Genomic DNA, 18182 nt, shown 5'->3' with positions numbered 1-18182 from the left:
GCGGAGACCGACATGACCAGCATTGCCATCCACCTCAGCACCGCAGTCCAGGAACTCCTGGGCCCCGACAACACCCGACAGGTCACCGGCACCTCCCTCGCCGGCGGCCGCTGCCAGGACTGCCGCAGCCCGCTGCCGCTGCACGGCCCCGTCAACGTCGTGGTCTGGCAGGACCAGGACAGCGTCGTGATCGGCTTCACCCACCCCGACTGCGGCACCTCCCAGGTCCGGCTGCTGCCCGCCGGAACCCTGGCGACCGCCGCCCCGGCCGCCGTACCGATGCAACTGGCCGCGGTGCTGCAGAACCACGGCAGCCGTGCGTTGCCGGTCCTCGCCGTCCAGCCGGTCCTGCAGGCCATGACCGCCACCGAGGTCGGCGGCCCGGCCGACCGGAACATTCTCGTGGGCGCCCTCGCGGCCGCCGGGATGACCACCGACATCGACTTCGTGCGCGCACCCGAGCCGCTGCTGAGCTGGCCGGTCACGATCACCCCGGCCGGGCCGGGCAAAGCGACCATCTGCGTCCGGATGCCCTCGGGACACCTGCTTGTCGACGGGGTCGCCCGGCTCTCCCCGGCATGGCGCGACGCCGCGAACCGGCACGGCCGCTGCGTGCTGTACGTCGGCTACGGCCTCTGGGACCCCGACATCGCAACGCCGGATGCCCACAGCCTGAACACGCAGGCCAAAGACGTGGCGGGCGCGCGACTGCGGCTGCTCGGGGCCACCCGGCGCGGCTGAGTAGCGGAGTTACCCGCAGGGCCGGGCATCCCTCTGGGGTGTCCGGCCCTGCGGTATGTCCCGGTCTGGCTCTCCCGAGTCGACAAGCCCGCTCCTCGCTCGGCCAGTGCGGACAACCCCTGGTAGTCGGGCTCGGTGTCTAGCGGTGGAGAGCGCCCACCTCACCCCAGCCCGGCGAGCACGGGCGTCCGGGCAAGGTCCCGCCTTGAATCAGGGGGCGTATGGGGCGGGTCTTTGTCCGGACGCCCCCTCATATCGGGCCGGGGTGAAGCCGTAGGACTCAGTCTTGGATCAGTGCGTAGTTGCCGGAACGACCGCCAAGACTTGCCGGAGGCGAGTTATCTCGGCGCGCAGTAGCGCTGCCGCGCCGGGATGGCCGCCGCGTTCCACCGTCCCGGCGGCGTCGTCGAGCAGGATCGGCCAGGCGACCGCCAGCACCTCGCGGATGTCGCAGTCCGAACAGCCGCAGTACGGGCCGACCGCCGGCGACTCCACCTCGACGCCGGTCTCCTCCTCGGTGTACATGGCCTCGCCGCAGGCCTCGAGGTGGGCGATCGCGGCCCGATGCGCCTCCCACCCGGCGTCGCGGGCCTGATCCGGAGCCGGGCCGGTCACCGCCCGGCTCCCAGCCCCGGCGAGAACCGGGGCTGCTGCCCCGGTCTGGTGTCGAGCAGCACCTGAGCATGCTGGGCCAGCTGCAGAAGTTCAGCCGTCACGGAATCCTCCCGGTGAAGGTGATCGTGTGCGCGGCCGCGCACGTGCTTCACCCTCGCTGGGCGCTGCTGGCCGTAGCGTTGCCGGCTGGATAGCCGGCGGCGCTACCGGGAGTACCTGTTCACACGGGCGGCTGCGCTGCACGGGACAGTGCCACTGGCGCCCGGGCTGGCCTGGTGGGACTCGGTGCGGCGCCGGGGGTCTCTGGGGTGTGGTGGGGGTTGAGCTGGCGGCCCGCGTGCCAATCTTTCAATCGCACCCTATAGCGCGCTATAGACTTAATCTATAGCGCGCTATAGGGTGGTGGTAGCGGATGGAGAGGGAGACGAGATGACCACCACGCACATCGCCACCATCGGAACGGCGCCGGATGTCGTCGCCGGCGACCACTGTGACCTGAGGATCTTCCCGGCCGGGACGGAGATCGCCGGAAACCTGGACGGGGACGAGACGACTGACGTGTACATCATCAGCGGCGACCAGATGTACGTGACCGACCTGTCGGTCGAGATCGGCGGCGACGACGAGCAGGCGATGGCCGAGGCGGACCAGATCCTCGAAACCCGCGGGATGACCCGGGTAGGGCCGTGGGAGCCCAGCGACAACGCCCTGTATGCCGAGGTCGAGGCCAGCATCGACGACCAGTTCAGCGAACTGATGACGGCGGCGGCGGTACTGGAACTCGCGATGAACCGCCGCGACCTGCTGGTGCGCTCTCTCATGTTGGAGCCGCCCGACATCGCTCCGCGCACCCGGATCGCCAGCGCCGCCCGGCTGAAGGAAGCCCGGCTCTACCAGATCCGCGACGGCCGGCGGTAACCCGGCACGGCGTCCGGTTCGGCATCATCGTGACGACGAACCGAACGCCAGCAGCATGTCCCTCGCGCCAGCGCCATCCGGAATGCCCGCCCGCCCGCCCGCGCGGACGTGCGGGCGGGCACGGAACAACGAGTTCAAGACCAATGACGCCGGGCCGCTGCCCGGCCGGGAAGCCGGCTACCTGCCGGCCGGACCTACGGAGGACGAACAGCGATGAGCGAACCGAAGATCCTGTGGGGCTGGATGCAGATCGACATCCCGCGTGAACGCGAAGGGCTGGAAGTCCGCCCGACCATGGGCGGGGTCGGCCTGACCCGCGAGCAGGCCCACGCCGGCGTCCAGCAGGTCCTCGACGCCTGGCCGCACCTGGCCACCCTCGCCGAGCTCTGGCGCGCCGGGCGCACCACCGACGACATATACCACTACCTGAGCTACTGGATGATCTATTCGTATCTGGCCGACCAGGAGCCGCGGGATGCCGCGACCTCGCGGCTGCGACAGTTCGTCCACGAGCGCGGGCGGCAGTACAGCCCCCGCCTCACCGCCCCCGGATCGTCGTGGTCGCCGGGCCGCGAGAGCGGGTCAACGACGAGGTGGTGGCCGAGATGGAGCGCCAGCAGCAAGCTGCAGACACCAGTCCGATGTCGTAAATGGAGAACGTGCAGCCCGGCGTTGCCGATCGCGAGCGGGGCGGACCGGCGGGGAGTGCGAGCGTCGATGGTCGCCGTCGACCTGTCGCAGGTGCGCGCCGACGTCAGATGCGTGAGCGGGACGCTCGCCGAGCAGCGCGGCGTGCGGTTCGCGGCTGAGGGCATAGAGCCTGCCCGACCCCGTCGGCCGTTCCTGCGCAGTCGCCGGTCGAGACCCAGGTCAGGCCATCTCAGAGCGGCCTCGTGCGGGACCGCCGTCAAGCCAGGGCTGGTGGTCCGGCAGGGGTACGGCCATGCCCGCGGCGTCGTTCCACCACCACGGGGAGTCATTGACCTGCACCCGCGCTGCCGTCGACGCCGTGCTGCGCACCGCCGCCAGGTCGAGACCGGGCATCAACACCCGCTGGTCCCGGCCGTTGACCGGCAACGTCCAGCCGAACCAGCCATCCTGATCGGCTGCCTCGTCCCGGACCGGTTCCCCCACGCTCGCGGTATTGCCGCGGATCTCGCCCTCCGCCTCGGCCCGGGCTCGCACCTCGGCGGCGAAGGCGATCATGTTGGCAGCGGCCACGTCAGGATGGCTGCCGGCCAGCGGTTCGATACCGGAGATCATCCGATCACCGTAGCTGGTCCCCCCACCGCGGTCGTGATCCTCTGCTGCAGGTCCGCGAGCTTGGCAATCCGGGTGGCCTCGGCCACCGCCTTCTGCTCATCGGTGAGCTCGGCGCGCTGTCGCTTGCCGGCCACGTCAGTTCGCGGCTCGTCGGGCGAGTTGCCGGGCCAGGTCGTCGAGGCGCGCCTGCTGGGCCTCGACCGTCGCGATGAGGTCGTCGACCTGGGCCTCGAGCCCCGCACGGATGGCGGGAAGATCCATCTGGAGCGGTGACGGGGCGGCCGGCGGCTGGTTCAGGCCGGGACCGTCTGCCGGTATGCCGGGTGCCGGGCGTGATCGGCTTGCCAGGTTGATCAGTCTGTTGTTCATGGCCGGAGGCTGGCCGGTACTTGCGGGCGTTACCGGTGATGCGGACGCTTCCGGCCGGCGCACCGGGGGCGATCGGGCGATGCCACGAGGGCAAGGGAGCGTCGCGGTCTGCTTGTCGTCGCAGGTGGGCGCCAGCGACCTTGTTCAAGGAACCGGTGCCGCGGCCAAGGAACCGGTGGCGCGGCACGCCCACCTGCGGGAGGGGCGTCAGCTCACCCGGCTGATGCCCCTCCCGCAGGCGCGGGTTACGGGGCGGCTACCGGCATTGCTCGATCAGACCGGTGTGATCAGGTCGGCTCTGCCCAGGTCACGTCCGCGTGGAGAAGAGCAACGAAACGCTGGGATCCGCCTTTTCTGCCAGCGGGCCGTGGTCACGGCGAATCACGTCCTGTGTGCTGGGGTCGGTCAGCACCTGCCACGCCGTGGCCAAGGCGTTGTCCTGCAGCGCGTCGTCGTTGATCTTGTAGCGGACCAGCGGCTTGCGAGCCGTCTTGTCCTTGATCTTCGGATTGCCGAGTTTGCCGGTCCGGAAGTTGCGCCCGGTGGTCGGCATTCTGTCGATCAAGCGCAGGCGGTAAAGCATGTCGGCCGAGCGCCAGGTCGAGCGGTGCTGCCGATAGAGCGTCTCTCGGTCGCCCGACGTGACGAACACCCCGGAGTCCGCGTGCGCGGCCGGCCGCGCGGCACGCATGTGCCGCAGCATGAGGTATGTGGCGATCTCGGTGTCCGAGAGCACCCACACCCACCCGCTGGTGAAGAAGTGCCTGGGCAGCGACAACACCGTCGTTCTGGGACCAGTGTAGGGAGGATGCTCGCGGCTGCCTTCCTCCGACAGCAGCTGGAAGTCGTCGTACCGCCGGCTGCCTTTGGGATGCCGGGGAATTGTCACGAGATGCTGGTCCTCGAGCCGGACCAGGGCCTCGGTGATCTGCCGCCGGCGCAGGGCACCCCTGACCTTCGACGTCGCGTCCGGTCCTCCGAAGGCCTGCGAGGGCTGCACGTCGGCGAGGACCAGCTCACGCCAGCCCGCGAACTGGTCGTCGGCGCGGCGGGCAATACTGCGCACGTTATGTACCGGCATGCCGGGGTGGTACCGGCACTGCGCGTCGAACATCAGCAGCAACTGCAGGCGCACCTGCAGACCCTGGGTCTGCAGCAGCCTCGGCAGGGTTGGGCCCAGTTCGTCAGCGAGGGTGGCGCGGATGAACCGCTCGCGAATTTGGATGTAGTCGGGACGGATTCCCCTGGCTGTCGCATGGTCCTGCCCGCCGGTGCGCCACAGGTGATCCAGGCGCTCGGTGACGCCGCCAGCAAGCGTCTTCTGCCGGTCCGCCCCGTCGAGGGCGCTCCGCAGCCTTCTCAGCCGGGCGATGCGAGCTGCATCGCCCGGCTCGTCGGCCGCTCCGGCGGCCGGGGCGGTGGAGTTACTCAACGCGGGCTCCGCAGCACTCGGGCAAAGCCGGTCAACGCGTTCAGCACCGCCATCGAATGCCGACGGCTCCCGGGCCGGCGAGCGGCCAGGGCCAGGATCGCCACGATGGCCGTCACGATCGTGATCAAGATCAGCGGTATGGCCGCCATCAACGCGAGGAACAGCCAGGGCTGGTCAGTCACATTCGGCATGTGTCACGCTCCAGGGGGTTTCATGCAGTGGAGGCTCGGTCTTCCGGATCTTTGTCAGGGATCTCCGGTCGCCGGGCCTTCGCCGTTGTTCGACACCCCCAGCGTGTGCGATCCGCGGCCACAATCCACGGACCTGATCTTGAAGGTGATTGACCTCTTGCCGACCACAAAGCTTCTTCATAGTTAAGCACTCTGTGGTCGGCAAGAAGCTGTTTTCGAGAGGTGGTTTTCGACCGCAGGCATTCCATATAGTGGGACACCCGGGATGGGGCGCCGCGACTGCGTGATCGGTTCTGAGGCCCAGGTGCTGCTGGGGAACGGCGGTGCCGCCAGCCGACGGGAGCGGGCCGGCTCCGTCCCTATTCCTCCGGCTCGGTCTGCTCGGTGTCGACCCGTCGCCGGCTCGCCCGGCGGGCGCCGAGCAGGTGTCCGGGATGCCGATGGAGATTGTCCCGGTCGCGGTCGTAGCGGCGGGTGGTGCGCGGATCGGCGTGCCCCATCGCGTCCTGCACGTCCTCGAGGGGAACGCCGGCGGCGCGGGAGCTGGTGGCGAACGCGTGGCGCAGTGAATCTGGGGACAGTTGGTCGGCGGAGGGGATCTGGGCGGCGGTGGCCAGGCGACGGATGCTCTCGAAGACCCGAGGTTGACCGAGCCGGCCGGGGCGCCCGTCCGGGCCGGTGGTGGCGAACAACGGCCCCGCCAATGCGGCGACGCTGGTGCAGGCCACGGCCGCGCGGATGGTCAGGTACTCATCGAGGGCCTCCAGGGTGTGCGGCGGCATCGGAACCTCACGTTCGACCTTGCCCTTGGCCAAGAATTTGAGGGTGCGGTGCCCGGCGTTGTACCGCAGATCGGTCAGATCTCGATCGAGGGCCTCACCGATGCGCAGCCCGAGATCAGCCAGCAGCCGCAGTAGCGCCCGGTCGCGCAGCGCGGCCAGATACCGGCCCCGATACCAGTCGGTGGGAGTCGCCCGCCAGGCGGCGGCCCGGTCGGCCGCGTCGGTGTCGGCCCGAGCGAGCAGCGCGTCGATCTCGTCCTCGGTCAGCCCGGCGGTGGTGGAGGTGGCCGGCACCTTCGGTCGTTTCACCGCGGCCGCGGGGTTGCGGGCGACGAGGCCGTCGGTGTTGGCGATCAGGTGCTGGTACCAACTCGACACCGACGCGAGGGCGCGGGCGACGGTGCTGGCCGAGGCTGTGCCCCCGCCGGCGCCGGCCTGCAGTTCGCGCCACACCCGGAACTGGGCGAGGTCGGTGGGCCGGGCGGTGAGCGGGTCCAGGCGTTCCTGCACGCACCAGCGCAGGTATCCCGACAGGTCCCGGCGGTGCGCGACGGCGGTGCGCGACGAGTTGCCCCAGTTCTCGAGGTTCCAGGAAGCGGTGAGCCGGCGAACGCTGTACCGGCTGCCGTCGTCGGCCGGCAGCCGGGGCAGGTTCGCCGCCCAGGCAGCGATCTGTCGCGCCACTGTGGTCAGCCCGTCGCCGGTCGGACCGGCAGGAAGAATCGCTTGGGTCACCGCTTCTCCGATCCCGTACTGGTGAGCAGGGCCCGCACCTCGGGCAGCGCCGCCAGCAGCGCGGTCGCCGCGGCGACGATCCGGGCGGTGTCCTCGCCGCCGCCCGGCACGGGCACGGCGGTCACCGGTCGTGCTCCTGCTGCACGTCGATGTCCAGGCCGGCGCGAGGCTGGAGGCGGGCGGATTCGGGACGGGAGTGGTCACCCGGCCCGGGTGTCGGGGCGGCGGTGACCGGTGCGGCGCTCAGCCGGGTCACGCCGAACCCGGCCAGGCCGGCGATCTCGTCGCCGGTGAGCCGGCCGCGCGTCACGAGCGCGTCCGCGACCCGGGCGATCGCCGGCCAGTGCACGACGACCAGCCGGTCGGCGGTCGCCATCCGGCGGGCGATGTCCTGCTTCGCAACGTCATGATCGTGGGACAGCTGGAAGTCGCCGGCCCCCGTCGAGGCCGCGTCCACCCGGTCGGCCGGCGCGGTGAGCCCGTGCCGGGCGGCCCACCTCGCGACCGCGCAGGCGCCGGCCGCGACACCTTCCCAGGTCTGCTGGCCGTCACCGCCGATCGTGACGTGGCCGCCGATCGTGGCGTTGCTGGTCTCGCCGAGCTCGGCGGCGACCACCGGTGTGCCCTGGGCGAGGTGGATGACGGCATGCCCGGCCTCGTGGATCGCGAGCGTGGTGGAAAGGTCGAGTGACGGCAGCGCCTGGGTCCGCCACGAGCCGTCACTGGGATGGCGGGTGCAGTCGGCGCACGCGTCGGCACCGAGGTGAAAGCCGTCGGGCCAGATCCGGGTGCGGGCGATCCGTTCGCGGTGGCCGGTGCACAGCAGATCAGCCAGCCGGGGTCACGGGCGCCGGCCCGGTCTGCAGGCAGTCCGGCTGGCGGGGCGGCACGGCGGTCATCGGTCGTGCTCCTGCGGTGTGCCGGTGCGCGGGCCGGCGGCGCCGTCGTTACGCAGGGCGTCGAGCGCGGCGAGGTGCCGGACGAGGTGGATCGCGGCGGCGGCCAGGCGTTCGGCCGACAGCAGCGCGTGTGCGGTGTTGCCGTCGTCGAGTCCGGCGTGGATCCAGCTCAGGTGGTTGGCAGCCTCGCGGCAGTGCAGTTCGGCCTGGCCCTGGTGTTCCTGCTCGGCGGTGACCGGTGCGGGATCGGTGACGGCCACGGGTCAGGCCTGCCCGGCGTGCCGGTGGGTGTTCGGGGCCGGGCAGCGCCCGTGCGGCGGCAGAGCGACCGGCTCGGCGCCGCCGGCCCCCCGCTGCCGCCGGCGGGGGGCCAGGCCCGGGCGGGGCGGGGGCGTCATCGTCATGTGGCAGATGATAACCAGTCATTATCGTCTGCCACACCGCCCAAACCGGGCAGGGCGCACGGTACAAGTACTGCCTGGACAAGCGGTGGACCGACGACGGGCGCCGCGCCGCGCACGGCAAGACCTGCCGGGAGATGGCCCTGGCCGAGCAGGCCGCCGCCGAGGCCGCCGGGCTCGAGGCGCTGCTGCCCGCCTTCCACGCCGCCGCGGACCAGCTCCGGCAGGGCAACGGCCCGCTGCGCGAGCAGCTGCAGGCCACCCTGGAGCAGTTCGACGCCCTGGACACCCACATCGAGACGATCGCCGACCGCGCGCTGAGCCAGGCCGGCGACTCCGCCCAGGCCGCCGACGAGGCCCGCGCCCAGGCCGCCGCCGCCGAGCAGCAGGCCGAGCAGGCCCTGCGCGCCCAGGCCACCGCCGAGGCCGAGGCGGCGGCCGCCGCCGACAAGGCCCGGGCCGCCGAAGCCCGCGCCCGCGAGGTCACCACCGAGGCCGATCTCCGGGTCCGGGAGGCCACCGACCGGCTGGCGCTGGCCGAACGCGAGCGCGGCGGGGCCATCAGCGCCCGCGAGGCCGCCGAGCAGAAGACCCGCGAGGCCGTGGCCCGGGCCGAGGATGCCGAGCAGGACCTGCGGGTCAGTCGGCACAGCGTCGACGACCTGCGCCAGGAACTGACCCGGGTCCGCGAGGAACTGGCCGCCGCCGGCCGCGCCGACGCTGCCCTGCGCCTGGACCATCAGCAGCAGCTCGCCGCCGTCCAGCAGGAACTGAGCCAGGCCCAGGCAGCGCTGCGCGCCGGCCGCCGGGAGATCGAGGCACTGACGACCCGGACCGACGTGCTCGCCACCGGTGTCGAGCAGGCCCGGCAGAAGACCGCGGCCGCCGAACAGCGCGCCGCCCAGCTACAGGCCGACCTGGACCTGACCCGCGCCGAGGCCACCCATCAGACCGAGAACCTGACCCAGCGGGCCGCCACCGCCGAACAGCAGCAGGCCGCCGCCGAGCGCCGCTACCAGCAACTGGTCGACGCGCTCGCCGGCGGCTTCACCCCGGCGCCCGCCAAACCATCGGCCGACCGGTGATCGGGAGACTGCCGGCCGACGAGGTCGGCTACCGTCACGGCGGTGACAACGTGGTCCTGCGCACCGCGCTCTACGAGGTGTGGCGCAACACCTGCCACAGCTGCCGGCAGGCCAAGGACTTCGCCGACACGCAGATCGACCACGTGATCCCGCACACCGTCGACCCGGACACCCTGCGCTACCTGATCGAGTTCCACGGGCTGGACGCCGGCTTTCACGTCGACCGGCCCGCGAACCTGGCGCTGATCTGCGGGCCCTGCAACATCGCCAAACGCGACCGGAACCTGCAGACCCTGAGCCTGACCATCACCCTGGACCGCGCGCGGGAGCACAGCCCTGAGGTGATCCGCCGGGTTCACACGCACACCAGTGCCAACGATGTTGCCCGCGGGCTGGTCACCGCGGTCCGCGCGGACCTGCGCGACCCGCGGACACGCCGGGCGTTCCGCCTGCATGCCCCGGCCGTGGTGCAGAACCTCGCTCGCATCGACGAGCGGCTGGTCGACTTCTGGACGTACCGCAATATCGGTCTGCGCCTGGGCGACGACACGCTCTGGGTGAGCCTGGCCTGCGACACGCAAGGCCGCATGAGGTCCACCTGGGTCGAGGACCTCTGCCAGCGCCCCTGGGAAGAACTCATCCTCGACGGCATGCACGCCGTCGTCGCCGAGGCCGCCGCCCTCGCCGACCAGCTCGTCGATCAGGAGTGCGCCGAGACCGGCAGCGTCGAGACCGACGCCACCCAGCCCACCACCGCCGTGAGCCTCGAAGCCGAGTTGGAGATCGCCGACGTATGGCTGCAGCGCAGCAGGGTCAGCTGTGAGCTGCAAGGACATCTGGTCGGGTTGTACGAGGCCGTCCGCGCGGTGGGTGTCCCCGACGGGCCCCCGTTCGAGACCACCGACCTGGCCCTGACCGTCGAGGTAGGCGTCCCCTTCAGCTTCACCGTCTCCTGGGACCTCCGTATGTACCCCACCCGCACGGACGTGTCGATCGGCGAGATCAGCAACGTCGTCTCCAGAAGGCTGGCCTTCTGACCAACCGCAGCTCACCGTACCGCCTCGACACGCTCAAACTCGGCCCGCAGCGCTGCCAGGAGCGCCACCGCCGCGGCGTCGTCGCGCACGGGGCCCCCGGCGACGCCGCGGCGCCCCGCATGAGCGCGATTCGCCCAACAGGTCCGGGGTTCACCCGGCGGCTTTCCGCGGGCGAACCAGCCCGAGTTCACCGCCCGGCACGACGCTGGCACCCGATGGATCCAGGAGTGGATCTACGGCGAGGCCGCGGCGACAGTGCACGCCGCCGCCTCGCGGACGTGCGCCCGCGACAGCACCAGGACAATGTGCCGGGTGACCCGGGGGGCAGCTGGACGCCTCGTACAGCGCCCTCGTGCACCACGCCGAACCTGACTATCCCGAGAGAAGCAGCAGCTATGCCGAGGTGGGAGCAGACGTGGCCAGGAGGTTCGTTCTGATCATTTCTTGGGACCTCGCTTCCGTTCCTACCGCAGCTCCGGACACCGCCCCAAATCATCACCGGAGTCGAGGTGGACGCCGGGATCGACTGGAGAATGAAGTGAACCGGAACTGGTTTCCCGGGTGAGGCGCTAATGCGGATACCTGGCGGGCGGCCGCCTCGATCGGGTGGATTCGATGTCGGGAGTTGCTGTCCGCGGACCTCCGCCGCGGGTCACGGGCTGGCATGTCCGGGCGGCCATTGCGATCCGACGCAACCGTGGGTGATTTGGACGCCCCGGTTGCGGCGCCGTGACGTGGTGTGCGTCCGAGCCGCTACCGGCGAACCAGGACCGGCTGTAAGGGGGATCGCCGTGGTGGACCCGGAGTCAGTGCTGGTGGATCAGCGTGATCACGATGTCCATGACGGCCTTGCCTGCGGCGGTGGCCGCGCCGGTCAGCAGGCCGTAGGCGAGGACCCGCAGGGTGTGCTGGGCGAAGCGGTGGGGTGTGCCCACGGGATGGTGGGGCGGGGCCTGCTTGGTGTCCGGAGTGGGGGTCGGGGCTGGTGGGGTGGGGTCGTTGTTCATGACGATCAGCGTCGGCGGGTGGGGGTCCGGTCCGGTCCGGTCTCTGGAACCGGACACCGGACGACGTTTCGCCCGGCATGGATACGCTTGGCATTCCTGTGGTCACGGCGCGCCGGAGGTGGTGAGTGTGGTAGCTCGAGATCCGATCCCCCGGACGCGTGCCGCTGTCAACCTGCTGGTTGCCGATGTCGGCGGCCCGGGGCTGGATACGTTGATGGAATGCATGCCCTCCACCCAGGAGGGGAAGAAACAGGCGGCCCGGACGACGGTGCATGACCTGCTGACCGGTCCGACCAAACAACCGCGTGAGCCGCGGTGGCCGACGATCGCAGCGGTGGTGCGGGCCTGCGAGTCGTATCACCGCCAGCACAGTGGTAGGGCGGCGCATCGGGAGATGGTGACGGCGGGCCGGTTCGCTGTCGACCAGGCCGCCGCGTTGCGGATGTTGTTCGATCGAGAGACCGGTGCGGGGCCGGCGGCGCCGTTCGTGGTGGCCCGGGACAGGTATATGCAGCGGTTGCGGGAGCGGTACGGGCGGGTGGATTTGGAGATCCTCATGTCGCCGGCCGATCCGGAGAAGCATCCGGTGATCCTGCTGGATCGGGTGTTCGTGGCGCAGCAGGTACGGGCAGATCCCCCGCCGGTGGAGGTGCCGCGGGAGGTGTGGCAGCGGCTGGCCGCGGCCGGACAAGATGCTGACGCGCATCTGCCCGAGCAGATCGACCAGCACGAGCTGGAAGCGGCGCTGCGCGCCTACCGGGAACGGCCGTCCCGGCCGGTGCTGGAAGTGATCGCCGAGCCGGCTGGCCGCAAAGCGGTGCTGCTGGGCGATCCCGGGGCGGGTAAGTCAACGCTGGCCCGCTATCTGCTGCTGATGCTGGTGGCCATCCACACCTCGGGCCAGGACGCGGATGCCGCCGGGGAACCGGACGTGATGCGGGGTCCGCTGCCAGCGGGGTTGTCCAAATGTCTGCCAATGCTGGTGGAATTACGCACCTATGCCGAGCCGGGATGGCGGGTCGGGCGTGACGGGTCGTTTCTGGACTTGATCGATCATCTGCATACCAGTCAGGACGTGGGCCTGCCGCGGTCGGTGCTGGAGCCGTATCTGGATTCCGGCGGTGCGGCAGTGGTGGTCTTCGATGGGTTGGACGAGGTGTTCGATCTGCGGATACGGGAGCAGGTCACCGCGCAGATCGAGGGGTTCGCAGCCCGCTACCCGCAGGCCCGGGTGGTGGTGACTTCCCGGGTGATCGGCTACCGGCGGCAACTGCTGGACGCGGCAGGGTTCGAGCACTGGATGCTGCAGGACCTCGATCAGGGCCAGATCCAGGCCTTCGTCACCGGCTGGTACGACCAGTCCTGCCCGGACGATCAAGCGGAGGCGGCGCGGTTGCAAAGGCGGCTGCTAGCCGCGATCACGGCCTCGCCCGCAGTGGGGGAGTTGGCAGGGAACCCGATGCTGCTGACGATCCTGGCGATCATCGGCCGGCGCCGGGAACTGCCGCGGGACCGGCTCGGCGTTTACGAACACGCGGTCACCCTGCTGGTCGAGCAATGGGACGTCAACCGATACCTGCGCGACGAGCGGATTCCCGTCGACCTGCTCGACGTCCGCGACAAACTCGAGTTGCTGCAGTTGGTGGCCCGGCACATGCAGGACGCCCCGGGTGGCCTGGCCGGCAACCACGTATCCGGCCCGAGCCTGATCGACTGGTTCCGTAGCTATCTGGAAGAACGGTTCGGGATGCCCGCCGAGCGGTCCATCCCCGCAGCGCGGGCGATGCTGGCCCAGTTCCGGGAACGTAACTTCATCCTGGCCCGGTTCGGGTCCGAGGTGTACGGGTTCGTCCACCGGGCGTTCCTGGAATACCTTGCCGCCGCCGACCTGAATCGCCGCCTGACCGACTACGACCTCACTCCCGAACAGGTGCTGGCCATCTACGACCGTCGGTGGAACGATCCAGCCTGGGCCGAGGTGTTGCTCCTACTCACCGGCATGATCCCGGATCGAATCGCTACCCAGGCCATCGCTCGGCTCCTAACCGCCGACCCCTACTGGCGGGTACGCGACAGGCTCCCCCGGCATCTGTTGCTCGCCCTGCAGGCCACCACCGAGATCCGCAAGACTGCTGCCCTGGCCGCCCACGCACCCGCCCTGACCCGTGCCCTGACCAGCCTGCTCGAAGAAGCTGCCGGCCACGAGGAAAGAAACGACCGGACACTCCCCGACGCGGTCAAACGGCTTAGCCCATACCTGACCGGCGTCTTCGGCCTCACCTGGCTTGCCACCGACCTCTACCAGTGCTGGTACCGCCGGACCGGCTATCGGCTGGCCGCTCATGAACATACCGTGGCCCGGACCGCCGCCACCGTTGACGCAGCACTCAACAACGACAACCTCGACGCCCTCCACCACAATGCCGCGAACGGCATCTGGGCTAGCCGCGAAGCGGCGGTGCAGGCGATCGCGGCCGGCTGGTCCGACGATCCTGACACCCTGCCCTGGTTGCGTGAGCGCGCCACCACCGACGACAGGTCGGAGGTGCGGCGGGCGGCGGTGGAGGCGATCGCGGCCGGCTGGGCCGACGATCCTGACACCCTGCCCTGGCTACGCGAGCGCGCCACCACCGACGACGACGATTCTGTGCGGCACGCGGCGGTCCAGGCGATCGCGGCCGGCTGGGCCGACGATCCTGACACCCTGCCCTGGCTACGCGAGCGCGCCACCACCGACGACAGGTTGGAGGTGCGGCGGGCGGGGGTGCAGGCGATCGCAGCCGGCTGGTCCGACGATCCCGCCGCCCTGCCGTGGCTTCACCAGTTCGCCACCACCGACATCGTGCGGCGGGCGGGGGTGCAGGCGATCGCAGCCGGCAGGCCCGACGATCCCGACACCCTGCCCTGGCTGAGCCATTTCGCCTCCAACGGCATCGTGCGGTCGGCGGCGGTGCAGGCGATCGCGGCCGGCTGGGCCGACGATCCTGACACCCTGCCCTGGCTACGCGAGCGCGCCACCACCGACGACAGGTCGGAGGTGCGGCGGGCGGCGGTGCAGGCGATCGCGGCCGGCTGGTCCGACGATCCTGACACCCTGCCCTGGTTGCGTGAGCGCGCCACCACCGATGCCAACTGGTATGTGCGGCGGGCGGCGGTGCAGGCGATCGCGGCCGGCTGGTCCGACGATCCTGACACCCTGCCCTGGCTACGCGAGCGCGCCACCACCACCGACGACAAGTCGGAGGTGCGGCGGGCGGCGGTGGAGGCGATCGCGGTCGGTTGGCCTAACGATCCTGACACCCTGCCCTGGTTGCGCGAGCGCGCAACCACCGACGACGACGATTCTGTGCGGCGGGCGGCGGTGCAGGCGATCGCGGTCGGGTGGTCCGACGATCCTGACACCCTGCCCTGGTTGCGCAAGCGCGCCACCACCGACGACGACGATTCTGTGCGGCACGCGGCGGTGCAGGCGATCGCGGTCGGTTGGCCTAACGATCCTGACACCCTGCCCTGGTTGCGCAAGCGCGCCACCACCGACGACGACGATTCTGTGCGGCACGCGGCGGTGCAGGCAATCGCGGCCGGGTGGTCCGACGATCCTGACACCCTGCCCTGGCTACGCGAGCGCGCCACCAACGGCGGCGACTGGGAGCGGCTGTGCGCGGTGCAGGCGATCGCGGCCGGGTGGTCCGACGATCCTGACACCCTGCCCTTGTTGCGCGAGCGTGGCGCCACCGATGACGGCTTCGAGGAGGTGGTGCGGGAGGTGGCGATGAAGGCGATCGCGGCCGGTTGGCCCGACGATCCTGACACCCTGCCCTGGCTACGCGAGCGCGCCACCAACGGCGGCGACTGGGAGCGGCTGTGCGCGGTGCAGTTGATCACGGCCGGTTGGCCCGACGATCCTGACACCCTGCCCTCGTTGCGCGAGTACGCCACCAACAGGTGCAGTCTTGAGGGGGCGAGGGCGGTGGAGGCGATCGCGGCCGGTTGGCCCGACGATCCTGACACTCTGCCCTGGCTACGCGAGCGCGCCACCACCTCCGACGAGTCGGAGGTGCGGCAGATGGCGGTGCAGGCGATCGTGGCTGGCTGGTCCGACGATCCTGACACGCTGCCCTGGTTGCGCGAGCGCGCCACCAACAACGACGACGATTCTGTGCGGCAGGTGGCGGTGCAGGCGATCGTGGCTGGCTGGTCCGACGATCCTGACACCCTGCCCTGGTTGCGCGAGCGCGCCACCACCGGCGACGAGTCGGAGGTGCGGCAGTTGGCGGTGCAGGCGATCGCGGTCGGTTGGCCCGACGATCCTGACACCCTGCCCTGGTTGCGCGAGCGCGCCACCACCGACGACGACGATTTTGTGCGGCACGCGGCGGTGCAGGCGATCGCGGTCGGTTGGCCTAACGATCCTGACACCCTGCCCTTGTTGCGCGAGTACGCCATCACCGACTCCAACGACCGTCCTTTGGGGCATGTGGCGGTGGGGATGCTCGGGGCCGTTTGGGCCGATAATCCTGGAACCCGGCCGGTGTTGCGCGAGCACCATAGAATCCAATATTACCGATATGTCCGGTAGGCGACAGTACAGGCGATCGCGGCCGGGAGGGCCGACGATCCTGGCACCCTGCGGCCGGGATCGGCCGGATGACGCCGTGAGACTTGCGGGTCTTGAGGCGTTGCTAACAAACGTGCGGCCAGGGATCAAAAGAAACCGCCTGATGTAGCGCTGTGACTGGTGGCAGAGACGGCGTTCGAGCTCGGCCAGCTCAACGCCGACCTGTAGGGCCACGAATTCCACCGCCTCGCCGGGCAGCTCGCCGAGGCCGCGCGGAAACCGGCCGGCTCAGATATAGAACTACAAAGAAGCGCGAACCCGAGCCGAGTCGGCCCACGCTTGCCCGCGACCAACTCCCGCTCGTCGTCCAGCAGCGTCCGGTGCTCGACCAGCTTATCGGGCGTGCCCCCTCGGCGGGGTCGGTCGCGGCGGCGGGGTCGGGCCAGCAGCTGAGGGCGATGCCGGCGGTGATGTTGTCGATCTGGGTGCGCCAGCGGCTGGCGGTACGGGAGGCGGGGACGGTGATGCGGGCGATCGGGAACCCGGTGGGGTGCCCGACGGCGATACACCAGGCGATCAACAAGAAAGACCACCCCGGCGATTGACCGGGCGGCAGGCTCTCGCCGGGCGGGGCATAACGCCCGGTCGCCCGGCGACGTGGAAGCCCTGTGTTGAATGCCGTCCGAACGTCAGCGGCGATTGCCACCGGAACGTCAGTGCTGGAGAGCAACAGGTGACGCTCGAACGGCGACCCGGAGACAATGGCTGTCATGGATTTCTCGCCTTCCGGCTGGGCAGCCGAGTTTGACCCGTCCGAGTCCACCGGCCAGGTGGTGTGGCGCCCCGTCGAGCGCTGGAGCGCCGACGGCGATGCGCTGGTCGCCGATGAGCGCCGCGGCTGTCTTCTTGAGGCCCGCGCCCTGAAAGGGTTCAAACGCCTGGTCTCGGTGGGGAAGGTGGTGGGTGCCGTTCCGGCCGCGCCGGGATGGAAGCTGAAGCTCTGGGATGACGACAAGGACGACGCGACGGCCTACGAGGTGCCGATCGCGGCGTGGATCGTTGACGCTGGCGGTGCCATGTCTCCGGTTCCGGCCGGCTCGGACAGCTATCTCGAACCGGTGCTGAGGCAGCGCAGCGAGATCGTCGCTCCGGAGTAGTGGTTGCCCGGCCGGGCCGCGAGGGCTGCACGGCCGGGCGCCTTGGTCAGGTGACGTGCCACTCGGTGTTCCAGCAGGGGAACTTGCTGGCGAAGACGTCGAAGGTCAGGTCCAGGGTGTGGGCGGTGGGCGCGAAGAGGGCGGTGTAGTCGGGATCGGGTGAGTAGAGGGTCCAGCGGCGGCCGCGGCCGTCGAGCACGAACAGCAGGCCCCACTGCTGGGGCGTGGTGTCGACGAACCGGCCCAGGGACTTGCGGGTCTTGGCGGGCAGGTGCTCGTGGTGGATGCGGCCGTGGCCTACGGCGGTAAGCGGGATGCGGGGTTGGCCGCGGAACCGGCGGGGAAGCAGGCGGATCATGCGGTGATCGCCGCGGCCCGGGCCCGGCCGGCGGCGCGGAGCTCGCGCAGCTCGGGGATGTGGTTGTAGAGCGTGCCGGGGCTGACGCCGAGCAGCTTGGCGATGGAGGCGACGCTGGCCTCGGGGTTGGGCAGCATGTCCCGGGCGGCCCGCAGGATCTCCGGGCTGATCACGCTGGGCCGGCCGCCGACCCGGCCCCGGGCGCGGGCGGCGGCCAGGCCCTCGTGGGTACCGGAGACGATCAGCTCGCGGATGAACTCGGCCAGCGCGGCGAAGACGTGGAAGATCAGCCGGCCGCCCGGGGTGGTGGTGTCGAGGTTTTCGTGCAGGCTGCGGAACCCGACGTCCTGCTTACGCAGGCCGCCGACGGTCGTGATGAGGTCCTGCAAGGACCGGCCGAGCCGGTCGAGCGCGGGCACGGGCGGCCGCCGCGGCCGCCGACCGCCCGGCAGGCACCGACATCCCTGCACCCCGGCCGGCCGAACCACCACCGATGACCTGGCCGCACCGGCAAAATGCCGCGCGAGCGGCGGTGGACGCCGACCGAACACAGCGCCGCCGGAGCGCCGTCGGCGACCGACCGGCGGTGCCACCGCCACGGCTGGGTACAGGCTCGCGCCGCCCGGACCTGTTC

20 protein-coding genes are annotated in these 18182 nt (G+C 70.7%); 7 read left to right on the top strand and 13 right to left on the bottom strand.

Annotated features, from left to right (window positions below):
• Nucleotides 1-12 precede the first annotated feature (12 nt).
• Nucleotides 13-741: a hypothetical protein gene (locus L3i22_RS30050; protein WP_221320879.1), complete on the top strand. Its 729-nt coding sequence runs from the start codon at nt 13-15 to the stop codon at nt 739-741.
• Nucleotides 742-1032: 291 nt separating this feature from the next.
• On the opposite strand, the gene L3i22_RS30045 is transcribed toward L3i22_RS30050, so the two are convergent.
• The gene (locus L3i22_RS30045; protein ID WP_221320878.1) at nt 1033-1356 is read right to left on the bottom strand and encodes a hypothetical protein; all 324 of its coding nucleotides are present in this window, start codon (nt 1354-1356) and stop codon (nt 1033-1035) included.
• Nucleotides 1357-1785: 429 nt separating this feature from the next.
• On the opposite strand from L3i22_RS30045, the gene L3i22_RS30040 reads away from it, so the two are divergent.
• Nucleotides 1786-2274 (top strand): hypothetical protein, encoded by a 489-nt coding sequence (locus L3i22_RS30040; RefSeq protein WP_221320877.1) that lies wholly within the window; start codon nt 1786-1788, stop codon nt 2272-2274.
• 870 nt (nt 2275-3144) lie between these two features.
• On the opposite strand, the gene L3i22_RS30035 is transcribed toward L3i22_RS30040, so the two are convergent.
• The 9 genes from L3i22_RS30035 to L3i22_RS30000 form a co-directional block, all read right to left on the bottom strand.
• Nucleotides 3145-3537, bottom strand: coding sequence for a hypothetical protein (locus L3i22_RS30035; protein ID WP_221320876.1), 393 nt, complete (start codon nt 3535-3537; stop codon nt 3145-3147).
• Between the two features lie 135 nt (nt 3538-3672).
• A complete protein-coding gene (locus L3i22_RS30030) occupies nt 3673-3906 on the bottom strand; it encodes a hypothetical protein (RefSeq protein ID WP_221320875.1) in 234 nt (77 codons plus the stop codon).
• A gap of 307 nt (nt 3907-4213) precedes the next feature.
• Nucleotides 4214-5338, bottom strand: a complete 1125-nt coding sequence (locus L3i22_RS30025; protein ID WP_221320874.1) for a hypothetical protein — start codon at nt 5336-5338, stop codon at nt 4214-4216.
• Nucleotides 5335-5520, bottom strand: coding sequence for a hypothetical protein (locus L3i22_RS30020; RefSeq protein ID WP_221320873.1), 186 nt, complete (start codon nt 5518-5520; stop codon nt 5335-5337). The genes L3i22_RS30025 and L3i22_RS30020 overlap by 4 nt, the downstream gene beginning before the upstream one ends.
• A gap of 368 nt (nt 5521-5888) precedes the next feature.
• Nucleotides 5889-7046: a tyrosine-type recombinase/integrase gene (locus L3i22_RS30015; RefSeq protein WP_221320872.1), complete on the bottom strand. Its 1158-nt coding sequence runs from the start codon at nt 7044-7046 to the stop codon at nt 5889-5891.
• Nucleotides 7043-7171, bottom strand: a complete 129-nt coding sequence (locus L3i22_RS53790) for a hypothetical protein (RefSeq protein ID WP_255657261.1) — start codon at nt 7169-7171, stop codon at nt 7043-7045. Before L3i22_RS53790 ends, L3i22_RS30015 begins: the two co-directional genes overlap by 4 nt.
• Entirely contained in the window at nt 7168-7662 is a 495-nt protein-coding gene (locus tag L3i22_RS30010; protein WP_221320871.1) for a hypothetical protein, read from the bottom strand. The genes L3i22_RS53790 and L3i22_RS30010 overlap by 4 nt, the downstream gene beginning before the upstream one ends.
• Before the next feature lie 279 nt (nt 7663-7941).
• Entirely contained in the window at nt 7942-8205 is a 264-nt protein-coding gene (locus L3i22_RS30005; RefSeq protein WP_221320870.1) for a hypothetical protein, read from the bottom strand.
• A 3-nt stretch (nt 8206-8208) separates the two neighbouring features.
• A complete protein-coding gene (locus L3i22_RS30000) occupies nt 8209-8349 on the bottom strand; it encodes a hypothetical protein (RefSeq protein WP_221320869.1) in 141 nt (46 codons plus the stop codon).
• A 134-nt stretch (nt 8350-8483) separates the two neighbouring features.
• Here L3i22_RS30000 and L3i22_RS29995 point away from each other — a divergent pair, with 134 nt between their 5' ends.
• Nucleotides 8484-9431: a hypothetical protein gene (locus L3i22_RS29995; RefSeq protein ID WP_221320868.1), complete on the top strand. Its 948-nt coding sequence runs from the start codon at nt 8484-8486 to the stop codon at nt 9429-9431.
• Nucleotides 9428-10468, top strand: a complete 1041-nt coding sequence (locus L3i22_RS29990; RefSeq protein ID WP_221320867.1) for an HNH endonuclease — start codon at nt 9428-9430, stop codon at nt 10466-10468. The genes L3i22_RS29995 and L3i22_RS29990 overlap by 4 nt, the downstream gene beginning before the upstream one ends.
• 806 nt (nt 10469-11274) lie before the next feature.
• Here the strand turns inward: L3i22_RS29990 and L3i22_RS29985 are convergent.
• Nucleotides 11275-11475: a hypothetical protein gene (locus L3i22_RS29985; protein ID WP_221320866.1), complete on the bottom strand. Its 201-nt coding sequence runs from the start codon at nt 11473-11475 to the stop codon at nt 11275-11277.
• Between L3i22_RS29985 and L3i22_RS29980 the strand changes: the two genes are divergently transcribed.
• The 3 genes from L3i22_RS29980 (at nt 11474) to L3i22_RS29970 (ending at nt 17190) form a co-directional block, all read left to right on the top strand.
• Nucleotides 11474-16054 (top strand): HEAT repeat domain-containing protein, encoded by a 4581-nt coding sequence (locus tag L3i22_RS29980; protein ID WP_221320865.1) that lies wholly within the window; start codon nt 11474-11476, stop codon nt 16052-16054. The genes L3i22_RS29985 and L3i22_RS29980 overlap by 2 nt on opposite strands.
• Before the next feature lie 359 nt (nt 16055-16413).
• Complete coding sequence (locus L3i22_RS29975) at nt 16414-16638, top strand: hypothetical protein (RefSeq protein WP_221320864.1); 225 nt, start codon at nt 16414-16416, stop codon at nt 16636-16638.
• Nucleotides 16639-16803: 165 nt separating this feature from the next.
• On the top strand, nt 16804-17190 hold the full coding sequence (locus L3i22_RS29970) for a hypothetical protein (protein ID WP_221320863.1): 387 nt from the start codon (nt 16804-16806) through the stop codon (nt 17188-17190).
• Nucleotides 17191-17236: 46 nt separating this feature from the next.
• On the opposite strand, the gene L3i22_RS53785 is transcribed toward L3i22_RS29970, so the two are convergent.
• Both L3i22_RS53785 and L3i22_RS29960 read right to left on the bottom strand, forming a co-directional pair.
• A complete protein-coding gene (locus tag L3i22_RS53785) occupies nt 17237-17548 on the bottom strand; it encodes a hypothetical protein (RefSeq protein ID WP_255657260.1) in 312 nt (103 codons plus the stop codon).
• Nucleotides 17545-17967, bottom strand: coding sequence for a recombinase family protein (locus L3i22_RS29960; protein ID WP_255657259.1), 423 nt, complete (start codon nt 17965-17967; stop codon nt 17545-17547). Before L3i22_RS29960 ends, L3i22_RS53785 begins: the two co-directional genes overlap by 4 nt.
• Between the last annotated feature and the right edge of the window lie 215 nt (nt 17968-18182).

The organism is Actinoplanes sp. L3-i22, from assembly GCF_019704555.1.
Lineage (GTDB): Bacteria > Actinomycetota > Actinomycetes > Mycobacteriales > Micromonosporaceae > Actinoplanes.
The sequence above is the reverse complement of the archived record's forward strand: the minus strand, read 5'-3'. Positions and strand labels throughout refer to the sequence as shown.